Raw genomic sequence first — 11640 nt, forward strand, 5'->3', positions numbered from 1 at the left:
TTCCGTTCGTCCACCAGTTCGCGTCCTTCGACATCCAAACCCTCAATGCCGCATTCCTGTTCGCGGTCATCGGCCTCGGGCTCAACGAGGCCGCCTACATGGCCGAGATCGTGCGCGCAGGCGTGTCGTCGGTCGGTGAGGGTCAGTCCGAGGCGTCGATCGCTCTGGGCATGTCGTGGTCGCAGACCATGCGTCGCACCGTGCTGCCGCAGGCGATGCGGGTGATCATCCCGCCCACCGGCAACGAGCTGATCTCCATGCTCAAGACGACGAGTCTGGTGGCGGCGGTGCCGCTGACCCTCGATCTCTACGGTCGCGTGCGCGACATCTCGGGCGTCAACTTCGAACCGATCCCGCTGCTGCTCGTCGCCTCGACCTGGTACCTCGCCGTCACCAGCATCCTGATGGTCGGCCAGTACTACGTGGAGCGTCATTACTCGCGGGGCGCCACCAGGGCGTTGACCGCACGCCAGCTCAAGGCGATGGCCGACGGACAGACCGCCGCGGCCGACGACATCCCGGACGGACCGGGAGCCGGCCGCACGACCGGGGGAGAGAACGCATGAGTTCCGCCGAGACGCCGATGGTCCTCGCCGACCGGGTGTGCAAGAGCTTCGGATCGGTCCCGGTCCTCAAAGGGATCTCGCTCGAGGTCGCGCGAGGCGAGGTGACCTGCCTCATCGGCCCGTCCGGTTCGGGTAAGTCGACGTTCCTCCGGTGCGTCAACCACCTCGACGTGGTCAACGCCGGCCGCCTCTACGTCGACGGCGACCTCATCGGCTACCGCGAACGCAACGGCAAGCTCTACGAGATGAGTGCCAAAGACGCTGCGACGCAACGCCGTGACATCGGCATGGTGTTCCAGCACTTCAATCTGTTCCCGCACCGCACCGCTCTCGAGAACGTGATCGAGGCGCCCATCCAGGTGAAGAAGCAGCAGCGGGCCGCCGCCGTCGAACGTGCCGAGTACCTGCTCGAGCGGGTCGGCCTGTCCGACCGGGCCGATGCCTACCCGGCGCAGCTGTCCGGCGGTCAGCAGCAGCGCGTCGCCATCGCGCGCGCCCTCGCGATGGATCCGAAGCTCATGCTGTTCGACGAGCCGACGTCGGCACTCGATCCCGAACTCGTCGGCGACGTCCTCAAGGTGATGCGCGAACTCGCCGCATCCGGCATGACCATGATGGTCGTGACCCACGAGATGGGCTTCGCGCGCGAGGTCGCCGACCAGTTGGTCTTCATGGACGGTGGCGTCGTCGTGGAGAAGGGCGACCCACGCGAACTCCTCGCCAACCCGCAGGAGAAGCGGACACGGGAGTTCCTGTCGAAGTTGCTCTGAGAGCCGGGCGTACCCGCGGCTACTCGGGCTTGTGGCTGCAGAAGATCGCGGTGCCGGGGAAGTAGCGTCCGCGGAAAGGGCTCCACTGGCCCCACTCACGGTCGTGGTCGTCGGGCCACTCGGGTTCGATGATGTCGTCGAGGATGAACCCGGCGGCACGTAGCTCGCGGACCCGGTCGCCGATGGTGCGGTGGTGCTCGACGTAGGTGATCTGCCCGCTCGGGTCGGTTTCGGTGTAAGGCGTGCGGTTGAAGTAGGGGATTCGTACGGTCAGGCCCTCGGGTCCCGGATCATCGAGGAACATCCAGCGCATCGGATGGTTGACCGCGAAAACCCAACGGCCGCCGGGCTTCAGGACACGAGCAACCTCGGCCATGACGCCGGCGGAGTCCGCGACGAAGGGGATCGCGCCGAACGCCGAGCACACGGTGTCGAAGGACTCGTCGGCGAAGGGCAGGGTCTCCGCGGTCGCCTGGATCAGCGGCACGCGCACCTCGTCGGCCTCCATGGCGTCGAGACCGATCCCGAGCATGCGCCGGGACAGGTCGACACCGACGGCGTGTGCACCGTGAGCAGCGAGCCAGCGGGCGCAGGGCGCTGAGCCGCAACCGATTTCAAGGATCGTGCGATCCTCGATCTCGCCGAGGAGTCCGGCCTCGGATTCGCGGACGCCCTCTGGGCACCAGACAAAGTCGCCGCCTCCGGTGTACGTGCCGAGGAAGTCGCCGTGTTCGTCGTGGTAGTTCTCCGCGTCGTGGTCCCACCACCAGCGACTCGCCCGGTCACTCGTCGCGGAGTCGACGTCGCCCAGGACGCGTGGAGGCCGCACAGAGGGCTCCTGCTCGGTGGTCTCCGAGTTCTCGCGGTCGTCGTCCTTCGTGGGCATCTAGTGATGATATTGCCCGGCGTCGGCCGACTCTTCAGCCGGTGCGGAGCTCGTAGAACCGGAAGAAGGCGAAGTCCTCGATCGGCAGCACCTCGACGCTCCGGAAACCGGCTTGCTCGGCGTAGGACCGTAGGGTGGCGGGTCGCATCACCGTGCCGGTGGCGACCGAGGGCGGCGAACTCATCGAGTCGGGCAGACACACGAACAGTGAGAACCCGTACATGAGTTTGTCGAGTTCGTCTGCCGGGCCCGAGAATTCATCGGATACCGCTTCGTCCATGACGATCATCGGCGCCCCGGGTGCGAGGGCCTGCCGCGTCGCGGCGAGAACCTCGACGGGCCGCGGCATGTCGTGGAGGCATTCGAAGGCGAAGGCGGCGTCGAACGGTCCGTGTGCCACGGCCTCTTCTCCGCCGGCGAGATGGAACTGCACCCGGTCGCCGAGACCCTCGGCCTCGGCGTTGTCCCGCGCCATCTGCACCGATGCGGCGTCGACGTCGAGACCGACGAATGTCGCCTCCGGGTAGGCGTGGGCGAGGGCGATCGTCGAATGCCCGGCGCCGAAACCGATGTCGGCGATCTTCGCGCCCGGTCGGGACAGTCGCTGATGGAGATGGTCGATGGCGACGAGAGCGGGTGCGAGATCGGCGTCGAACCACGGCTTGTTGAGTGCGGCCTGGCATTCGCGCGCGTCGGCCCCGAGCTGTTCCCAGCTGACACCACCGCCGGTGCGGTAGGCGTCGAGTAGTTCGGACAGCCGGCCGAACGAGGCGGCGAACATCCGGGGGAGCGCGCCGAGGTAGGACCGGCTGGAGGTGTCGGTCAGGACCTCGGCGACGCCGGGTGGGATACCGAATGTCGTTGCTTTGCTGGACAGATCGGCGTCGAGAATGCCGAAGGCCGCCTGCATCTCGAGCCATTCCCGGGCGTACCGTGCATCGGTGGACGTGCGGGAAGCGAGGTCGTCGGCGGTCAGCGGACCGTGATCGACGAGACACCGGTACCAGCCGAGTCGCTCCCCGAGATAGACGCTCATGGTCTCTGCGGTGGCCAGTGTGGAGTCGAGGAATCGCTCGGCGAACTCGTCGGCGCTCGGTGCAGTGGATGCGGCGGACGTGTTGGTCGAACTCTGACCGGGTGGCTCGGTGCTGTCGGATGTGATCGTCATGGTGTGACGATGGCAGCGTTGGCTCTCGAGCCGGTCACGGAGCGGTTTCGACTCGACTCACAGCTCCGGTGCAGCTCAGCACGCCCGTCCGGCCACAACGTGTTCGGTCCGGGCATCGGGGTCCCAGCGTCGCAACGCGGTGAAGGTGCACATCCGATCCGGTTTGCCGAGCGATTCGAGCGCGACGAGCGCTTCGCCGACCTGCGCGGACGTCAGGCGCCGGGCGAGGGTGATGTGCGGGGTCCAGGCGCCGGGATCGACGTGCGCGAAGGTGCTCGGATTCTCCGCGCCCGCCTCGGTGTCGTCAGGGTCGACGGTGTGGCCGCGAACCGTGCGGGCCACCTGGGCGTGGAGCGACAGCAACTCGGTGCTGGGTACGACGAGCAGTGCAAGGGTGTGACGGGAGCCGTGACCGAACACGACGGGCGCCCCGATGATGCACTTCATCGGTAGACGTTGGCCGGCGGGACCGAGGGCGGCGTCGGCGGCGGACGCGATGTGGCGCGCCGCCAACAGGGTGACGTGCGGACGGTTGGTGTCCGACCGCACGCGCTGCGCACTGGGAAGACCGACGTCGGCGAGCGCTGACCAGCGGCGCCGCACCCAGGCGTCGGTGTCGTTGTCGGGTAACAACTCGATCGAATGTGCCACGGATGCAGTCAACCAGAGTACGCGTGCAGCACCCGGTGGTTCAGCCCACGATCGCCAACAGGTGAATGACGAGTCTGCCCTCCGCGTCGGTGGTGCTTTCGGCTGTCGCTTCGTTTGCGCAGTTCAGGCTTACAGTGATTTCTTCCAGTTTCACCGCACGGTTTCCCTGGGTTCATTCGATGAAGTGGGCGAGTCGTCCGAACGGGTAGATCCACGGCGGCCGTGCCGGCCACCGACAGGCTGTCGGCCGGCGACCGGGACGACGCCGTCGAATCGCTGCGGTCGTGGATCGCGAAGCGCGCCGCGGCACGGCGGAGGGGCAACGCAGGGGACTCTCGGAGGGCCGTCTCAAGGGCATTTGCCCAGCACAATGCCGCTGGAGTAGGCTTTGAGAACGCGCGTGCGCTTGATGACGCGCGACAGGCACACGCCCCGGTCGAAATGCTTCTGATCAGGGGTTTTGTGCCGCGCATTACGTCCAGAACTGTACCTACTACACACCTGTCCGGAGCAACTCAACATATGTCGTCCCCCACGATCACCTCGCCGCAAGTAGCCATCAATGACATTGGCACTGCCGAGGACTTTCTCGCCGCCATCGACTCCACGATCAAGTACTTCAACGATGGTGACATCGTGGAAGGAACCATCGTCAAGGTCGATCGGGACGAGGTTCTGCTCGACATCGGTTACAAGACCGAAGGCGTCATTCCCTCTCGCGAACTGTCGATCAAGCACGATGTTGACCCCAACGAGGTCGTCAACGTCGGTGACGAGGTCGAGGCCCTGGTCCTCACCAAAGAGGACAAAGAAGGCCGTCTGATCCTCTCCAAGAAGCGTGCGCAGTACGAGCGGGCTTGGGGCACCATCGAGGAGCTCAAGGAGAAGGACGAGGCCGTCAAGGGCACCGTCATCGAGGTCGTCAAGGGCGGCCTGATCCTGGACATCGGCCTGCGCGGCTTCCTCCCGGCATCGCTCGTGGAGATGCGTCGCGTCCGCGACCTCCAGCCGTACATCGGCAAGGAGATCGAGGCCAAGATCATCGAGCTCGACAAGAACCGCAACAACGTGGTCCTGTCGCGTCGCGCGTGGCTCGAGCAGACCCAGTCCGAGGTCCGCAGCGAGTTCCTGCACCAGCTGCAGAAGGGCCAGGTCCGCAAGGGCGTCGTGTCCTCGATCGTCAACTTCGGTGCGTTCGTCGATCTCGGCGGCGTCGACGGTCTGGTCCACGTCTCCGAGCTGTCCTGGAAGCACATCGATCACCCGTCCGAGGTCGTCGCCGTGGGCGACGAGGTCACCGTCGAGGTCCTCGACGTCGATCTGGACCGCGAGCGTGTTTCGCTGTCGCTCAAGGCCACTCAGGAAGACCCGTGGCGTCAGTTCGCCCGTACCCATGCGATCGGTCAGATCGTCCCGGGCAAGGTCACCAAGCTGGTGCCGTTCGGTGCGTTCGTCCGCGTCGACGAGGGCATCGAGGGCCTGGTCCACATCTCCGAGCTGGCCGAGCGCCACGTCGAGGTGCCGGATCAGGTTGTCGCCGTCAACGACGATGCGATGGTCAAGGTCATCGACATCGACCTCGAGCGTCGTCGTATCTCGCTGAGCCTCAAGCAGGCCAACGAGGACTACACCGAGGAGTTCGACCCCTCGAAGTACGGTATGGCCGACAGCTACGACGAGCAGGGCAACTACATCTTCCCCGAGGGCTTCGACGCCGAGACCAACGAATGGCTCGAAGGCTTCGAGAAGCAGCGTGAGGCATGGGAGGCCCGGTACGCCGAGGCCGAGCGTCGCCACAAGATGCACACCGCCCAGATGGAGAAGTTCGCCGCTGCCGCAGCCGAGGCCGCCAACGCCCCGACCGACTACTCGTCGGCTTCGGAGAGCCGTGGTGGCTCGGCGAACACCAGTGGTGCTTCGTCCACCGGTGGTTCGCTGGCCAGCGACGAGCAGCTCGCCGCTCTGCGCGAGAAGCTCTCGGGCAACGCCTGATAGCTCTGCTCCCGCAGTAGATCTGCACTGAGCACACACGAAAAGCCCTCCCGGGAAACTGCCCGGGAGGGCTTTTCGTGTCCCTGCCACATCAGCCGCGATCCCGTGGGTACGGTATTGATCTCGTACGCTGTACGGAAAGGGTGCAACGTGTCGACCGCTGATGATGCCCGAACCCTCGTTCGGCTGCTATGGCGTGGACGTGGGGAGCCGGAGACACCCAGACGCGGTCCGCGACAACGGGTCACCGTCGACGAGATCGTCGGCAAGGCGGTCACCCTCGCCGACGAGCGTGGACTGACCGCGGTGTCGATGCGGGCACTCGCCGCCGAGCTCGGCGTCGGTCCGATGACTCTCTACACCTACGTGCCCACCCGAGACGTCCTGGTCGCGCTCATGGTGGACCATGTCGCCGGCGACCCGGTGCCGGAGCCGGGATCGACGGTCCGGGAGTCGCTCGCGCAGGTCGCACGTCATCTGCGCGCGGAGTACCTGGCGCATCCCTGGTTGATCGACGCCAATCCGTGGCGGCAGGTTCTCGGTCCGCGTCGTCTAGCCCGCTACGAACGGCAGCTCGAATTGCTCGAGCCGCTTGACATCTCGGACCTCGACCGTGACCACATCCTCGGTCTCCTGTCCGCCTTCGTGACCGGCAACGCCCGGGAGGCCCTGGCTGCCGACGCCGCGGTGACCGACAGCGGCATGACCGACGTCGAGTGGTGGGAGGTCGTCGCACCCGAGCTCGACGCGGTGATCCCCAAAGGCGGGTTCCCTCTCGCGGATCGCGTGGGAACCGTTGCAGGCGAACATCATCAGGCGCCAGGGTCCCCTGACGAGGTGTTCGATTTCGGCCTGACGCGACTGCTCGACGGGTTGGTGCCGCTCATCGGGGACGTCTGAACTCACCCGCGAGCTCGACAACCATGCGTTGTTGACAATCATTTTCATTAGACGGTTGACTGTCCGAGTGCTATCACCACGGACAACTCTGACCCGTTCCCTCGCGCTGCTCGCTGCCTCCTCCATCGCGCTCGTCGCGTGCGGCGACCCCGAGCAGGCGACCCCGCCCGCCGAATCGTCGCGCGGACCCGCGGAACAGCAAAGCGCGACACCACGACTCGCACTCAGCTACGACGGCGGAATCCTCGTGCTCGACGCGAAGACGCTCGATCAGGTCGCCGACCTTCCCCTCGACGGATTCGTCCGGCTGAACAGTGCGGGCAACGGGCGGCACGTCTTCGTCTCCGAGGCCGACGGGTTCCGGGTCCTCGACGCCGGGACCTGGACGAAGGCGCACGGCGACCACGGGCATCACTACACGACCAAGCCCTCGCTCACCGAGATGCGTTTCGGTGGAGCGGAACCCGGGCATGTCGTGGTCCACGACTCACGCATCAGCCTGTTCAGCGACGGCACCGGACAGGTCGACATCGTCGAACCCGCCGAACTGCTCCGCGGCAATCCGGTGGCCACCACGTTCACCGTCCCGCAACCCCATCACGGTGTGGCGGTGTTCCGCGGCGACGGTTCGGTTGTCGTCACACGCGGCGACGAGGAATCGCGGAGCGGCATTGCGATCCTGGACAAGCAGCGGAACGAGATCGCCCGCAATGACGAGTGTCCCGGCGTCCACGGCGAGGCCGCCGCGTCCGACGGCCGCCTGACCTTCGGCTGTGAGAACGGCATCCTCATCGTCGACGGCAACGACATCCGGAAGGTGACCAGCCCAGATCCCTACGGTCGCATCGGCAACCAGGCCGGTGATCACGGGTCCCCGGTCGTGCTGGGGGATTACAAGAGTGACGAGGACGCCGACCTCGAACGGCCGACGCGCTTCTCGCTCACCGACACCCGAACCGGCGACCTCCGGCTGGTCGATCTCGGGACCTCCTACAGCTTCCGGTCGCTCGAACGTGGCCCCGGCGGCTCTGCGGTGATCCTCGGGACCGACGGCGCGCTGCACGTCTTCGATGCGCGATCCGGCAACCGCACCGCCCGAATCCCGGCGATCGGAGAGTGGACCGAACCCGACGAATGGCAGTCGCCGATGCCGAATGTCGTGGTGCAGGAACGCATCGCGTACGTCAGTGAACCGGTGTCGAGGAAGATCGTCGCGATCGATCTGGAGTCGGGTGAGAAGGTCGCCGAGTCCACCCTGCCGCGCGAGACCGTCGAACTCGTCGCGGTCACCGGCTGAAGCGACGCGACACACGGGGCGCCGGTGTGCACCGGGCAGGAGCCTGTTTGCCAGACTGGTGACGTGATCAGGCTTGGACTGACCGGTGGCATCGGCGCCGGCAAATCGACAGTGGCAAAGACCTTCGTCGAACGAGGTGCATACATCATCGACGCCGACAAGATCGCCCGCGAGGTGGTCGAACCCGGCTCGGCGGGCCTCGCCGCGCTCGTCGAGGCCTTCGGCTCGGACATCCTCGCCGCCGACGGCAGCCTCGACCGTCCGGCGCTCGCGGCCAAGGCCTTCGTCGACGAGGGGTCGCGGAAGGCGCTCAACGGGATCACCCACCCGTTGATCGGCGCGCGCACCCAGGAACTGCTCGCGGCGGCGCCGGACGACGCCGTCGTCGTCCAGGACATCCCGCTGCTGGTGGAGAACCACACCGCGCCGTTCTTCCACCTCGTGGTGATCGTGTTCGCCGACGCCGACGTCCGACTGCATCGCCTCACGACGATGCGCGGGGTCGACGAAGCAGACGCGCGTGCTCGAATCGCGGCGCAGGCCACCGACGAGCAGCGCCGTGCGGTCGCCGACGTCTGGCTCGACAACTCCGGATCGGCCGATGACCTCGCCGCTGCCGCCGCGCGGGTCTGGGACGATCGGCTCGTACCGTTCGAGGCCAACGTCCGGGCGCGTCGGGTCGCCGATCCGGTCCCCGAACTCGTTGCCGCGGAACCGAATCCGGATGGTCCCGCGACACGTCTGGTCAACCGGCTGTGGGCGATCGCGGGTGAGCGCGCGGCCGCCGTCGAGATCACCGATCCGGCAAACGTCGAGCTGCGGATCGCCGCCCGCGACGAGACCGCGTCCGCAGAACTCGTCGACCTCCTCGCCGACGGTGGGTTCGCGCCCGTCGGCCCCGGCGTTCACGGTTCCTGCGATCCTGGGCGACCCGCGACCGTGCGGATCGAGATCGCCTGAGGGGCTCGACAAACTGACTACGAATGTTGCCTGAATTGGCCACATCGTGTGCTCCGCGCTGTTAGGGTTGCGACGACGCACCGATGCCGGTGCGGACCACCAAGTCGGCAAAGCGTTGCGAAGAGCACATATGTGGGGTCCTGGTAGTTCGAAACGCGTGCGTGCGGTCGTCGGCGGTATCGCCGTCGGGGCGGCACTCACGGCCGCCGCGGTGAGTGCCGCCCCGGCGAACGCGGCCCTGCAGGGGATCGCCGTCGACACGCTGCCCGGTTACGGCTCCTCGGCGAACGGCTCGTCGAATTACGGCCTCTACGGTGCGGGATGCGCCTACAAGTTGTCCGTGATCGTCGGCGATCCGAAGTCGGCCAAGTCGACACTCAAGGTCACGTCCACCCGGGCGGGCCGCACCGTGACGATCCACAACGCCAAGCCCACCGCTGTCGAGGTCACGCCGACCTGGCGACCGTCCGCCCCCGGACGCTACGTGCTCGCCGCGAACCTCGATGGGGTGGTCAAGACGCGGACCGTCAACGTGGGCACGGGAGTGCAACTGCCGCAGTTCATCCGGAACGGTGCGTGCTTCGTGCTGCCCACCTATTGAGTCCGACGTCGGGCCGGCCGGCACATCGGCGCGCGGTCGTGCCGGGTCACCACCCGTGATCGGGGCGGTGGTCTCGGAAGAACACCACGCCGCCGACCGCGTCGTCGAGCCAGGCCTGTACGTCGTTGCCGTGCGCGGCTGCCCCGACGAGCGCGCGGGTCGCGATCTCGACGGCCTGCACGCACTGGTCGCTGTCGAGGAGTCCGCACCGGTGCGCTTCGAAGACCTCGTCGACGTCGATGAGTTCCAGCGGTGATCCCGGAACGTCGACGAGGTCGAGATACCAGTCCTCGGCGTACCACCGGCCGCGCTCGTCGGGGCCGGAGAACCGCCCGATGTCGAGGTAGAGGCGCTGATTCGCCCGAAAGCCGCCCTGGTAGTGGAAAATGTTGGCGCGCAACCCCAATGAGGGGAGAAGCCATGATTCGAGATGGTCGAACCTCGGATGCCCGGGCGCGGGGCGCGACATGTAGAGGCCGTAGTCGGTGACTCGGTATTCCTCGACCTCCCGGACGAATCCCTTGTTGTCGGTGTTCGTCATCGCGGGCACATCGAAGACCTCCCGCTTGGGCGGGTGCATCGAGTGGGGTGCGGCCGGCGCGGTCGTCACGGGACCGCTGTTGCTCGTCATCCCCCGAATGTAGTTCGGCCGGCACCCGATCTCTGGGTGAACATCGGAGATGTTCCCGATGTGCGGGACGTCTGCCGCGCATGGTCGGGCGGCGGGCCGCAGACCGCGCGGGAACACTCGTGTCGTAGTGCGCGTTTACCCTGGCACTATGGCTTTTGCAGCAGAACGCCCGGTGCTCGCGCACTCCGAGTTCCGTCCGATCGGCGAGATCGAGCGCACCGAAGCCCGCTTGGAGGTGGTCAGCGAGTACGAGCCCGCCGGTGACCAGCCCGCCGCGATCAAGGATCTGACCGCACGGATCCGGGCGGGGGAGAAGGACATCGTGCTCCTCGGTGCCACCGGTACCGGTAAGTCGGCGACGACTGCCTGGCTCATCGAGCAGGTGCAGCGCCCGACGCTGGTGATGGCACCCAACAAGACGCTCGCCGCGCAGCTGGCGAACGAACTCCGCGAGATGCTGCCCAACAACGCCGTCGAGTACTTCGTCTCGTATTACGACTACTACCAACCCGAGGCGTACATCGCGCAGACCGACACCTACATCGAGAAGGACTCGTCGATCAACGACGACGTCGAACGACTCCGCCATTCGGCGACCTCGAGTCTGCTCTCCCGTCGCGACGTCGTGGTGGTGGCGTCGGTGTCCTGCATCTACGGCCTCGGTACGCCGCAGTCGTACCTCGATCGCTCGGTCGAGCTCGAGGTGGGGCAGGAGATCGATCGCGACGCCCTGCTGAGGCTGCTCGTCGACGTGCAGTACACCCGCAACGACACAGCATTCACCCGCGGGTCCTTCCGCGTCCGCGGTGACACCGTCGAGATCATCCCGTCCTACGAGGAACTCGCGGTGCGCATCGAGTTCTTCGGCGACGAGGTCGAATCGCTCTACTACCTGCATCCGCTCACCGGCGACGTGGTCCGTCAGGTCGCCTCGCTGCGCATCTTTCCCGCCACCCACTACGTGGCGGGGCCGGAGCGGATGGAACGGGCGATGGCGTCGATCGAGAAGGAACTCGAGGAACGCCTCGCCGAACTCGAGGGCAAGGGCAAGCTGCTCGAGGCGCAGCGCCTGCGGATGCGGACCACCTACGACCTCGAGATGATGCGGCAGGTCGGATTCTGCTCGGGGATCGAGAACTACTCGCGCCACATCGACGGCCGTTCGGCCGGGAGTGCACCGGCGACGCTGATCGACTACTTCCCGGAGGACTTCCTCCT

Annotated in this window: 12 protein-coding genes; 8 read left to right on the forward strand and 4 right to left on the reverse strand. The window is 66.6% G+C overall.

The window, feature by feature from the left end:
- Together GOALK_RS15745 and GOALK_RS15750 are read left to right on the forward strand one after the other, a co-directional pair.
- Positions 1–566, forward strand: a 566-nt coding sequence (locus GOALK_RS15745) for an amino acid ABC transporter permease (protein ID WP_006359823.1), incomplete at its 5' end; no start/stop codon positions are given.
- Entirely contained in the window at positions 563–1336 is a 774-nt protein-coding gene (locus tag GOALK_RS15750; RefSeq protein ID WP_006359824.1) for an amino acid ABC transporter ATP-binding protein, read from the forward strand. The genes GOALK_RS15745 and GOALK_RS15750, both read left to right, overlap by 4 nt.
- A gap of 19 nt (positions 1337–1355) precedes the next feature.
- Here the strand turns inward: GOALK_RS15750 and GOALK_RS15755 are convergent, their stop codons facing one another.
- The 3 genes from GOALK_RS15755 to GOALK_RS15765 all read right to left on the reverse strand — a co-directional run bounded on the left by GOALK_RS15755 (position 1356) and on the right by GOALK_RS15765 (position 4041).
- Positions 1356–2222 carry a class I SAM-dependent methyltransferase gene (locus GOALK_RS15755; protein WP_006359825.1) on the reverse strand — a complete coding sequence of 289 codons (867 nt, stop codon included), beginning with the start codon at positions 2220–2222 and terminating at the stop codon, positions 1356–1358.
- Positions 2223–2256: 34 nt separating this feature from the next.
- Positions 2257–3390, reverse strand: coding sequence for a class I SAM-dependent methyltransferase (locus GOALK_RS15760; RefSeq protein ID WP_006359826.1), 1134 nt, complete (start codon positions 3388–3390; stop codon positions 2257–2259).
- A gap of 75 nt (positions 3391–3465) precedes the next feature.
- Entirely contained in the window at positions 3466–4041 is a 576-nt protein-coding gene (locus GOALK_RS15765; RefSeq protein WP_006359827.1) for a 2'-5' RNA ligase family protein, read from the reverse strand.
- Between the two features lie 522 nt (positions 4042–4563).
- On the opposite strand from GOALK_RS15765, the gene rpsA reads away from it, so the two are divergent.
- From rpsA to GOALK_RS15790, 5 genes are all read left to right on the forward strand, one after another.
- On the forward strand, positions 4564–6033 hold the full coding sequence (gene rpsA / locus GOALK_RS15770; protein WP_006359828.1) for a 30S ribosomal protein S1: 1470 nt from the start codon (positions 4564–4566) through the stop codon (positions 6031–6033).
- 150 nt (positions 6034–6183) lie between these two features.
- Complete coding sequence (locus GOALK_RS15775) at positions 6184–6933, forward strand: TetR/AcrR family transcriptional regulator (protein ID WP_006359829.1); 750 nt, start codon at positions 6184–6186, stop codon at positions 6931–6933.
- 67 nt (positions 6934–7000) lie between these two features.
- A complete protein-coding gene (aztD, locus tag GOALK_RS15780; protein WP_006359830.1) occupies positions 7001–8230 on the forward strand; it encodes a zinc metallochaperone AztD in 1230 nt (409 codons plus the stop codon).
- Between the two features lie 63 nt (positions 8231–8293).
- Positions 8294–9190, forward strand: coding sequence for a dephospho-CoA kinase (gene coaE / locus GOALK_RS15785; RefSeq protein WP_006359831.1), 897 nt, complete (start codon positions 8294–8296; stop codon positions 9188–9190).
- 130 nt (positions 9191–9320) lie between these two features.
- The gene (locus GOALK_RS15790; RefSeq protein WP_040004262.1) at positions 9321–9791 is read left to right on the forward strand and encodes a hypothetical protein; all 471 of its coding nucleotides are present in this window, start codon (positions 9321–9323) and stop codon (positions 9789–9791) included.
- Positions 9792–9837: 46 nt separating this feature from the next.
- On the opposite strand, the gene GOALK_RS15795 is transcribed toward GOALK_RS15790, so the two are convergent.
- Positions 9838–10422 carry a ribonuclease FAU-1 family protein gene (locus GOALK_RS15795; protein ID WP_040004263.1) on the reverse strand — a complete coding sequence of 195 codons (585 nt, stop codon included), beginning with the start codon at positions 10420–10422 and terminating at the stop codon, positions 9838–9840.
- A gap of 148 nt (positions 10423–10570) precedes the next feature.
- Between GOALK_RS15795 and GOALK_RS15800 the strand changes: the two genes are divergently transcribed.
- Positions 10571–11640, forward strand: a 1070-nt coding sequence (locus GOALK_RS15800) for a DEAD/DEAH box helicase family protein (protein ID WP_006359834.1), incomplete at its 3' end; no start/stop codon positions are given.

The organism is Gordonia alkanivorans NBRC 16433, assembly GCF_000225505.1.
In the GTDB taxonomy this organism is placed as follows: Bacteria; Actinomycetota; Actinomycetes; order Mycobacteriales; family Mycobacteriaceae; genus Gordonia; species Gordonia alkanivorans.

What these genes read in the sequence shown, in the direction of transcription:
- GOALK_RS15750 (WP_006359824.1), top strand. Translation starts at nt 563, where the DNA reads ATGAGTTCCGCCGAGACGCCGATGGTCCTCGCCGACCGGGTGTGCAAG.
- GOALK_RS15755 (WP_006359825.1), bottom strand. Translation starts at nt 2,222, where the DNA reads ATGCCCACGAAGGACGACGACCGCGAGAACTCGGAGACCACCGAGCAG.
- GOALK_RS15760 (WP_006359826.1), bottom strand. Translation starts at nt 3,390, where the DNA reads ATGACGATCACATCCGACAGCACCGAGCCACCCGGTCAGAGTTCGACC.
- rpsA (WP_006359828.1), top strand. Translation starts at nt 4,564, where the DNA reads ATGTCGTCCCCCACGATCACCTCGCCGCAAGTAGCCATCAATGACATT.
- GOALK_RS15790 (WP_040004262.1), top strand. Translation starts at nt 9,321, where the DNA reads ATGTGGGGTCCTGGTAGTTCGAAACGCGTGCGTGCGGTCGTCGGCGGT.
- GOALK_RS15795 (WP_040004263.1), bottom strand. Translation starts at nt 10,422, where the DNA reads ATGACGAGCAACAGCGGTCCCGTGACGACCGCGCCGGCCGCACCCCAC.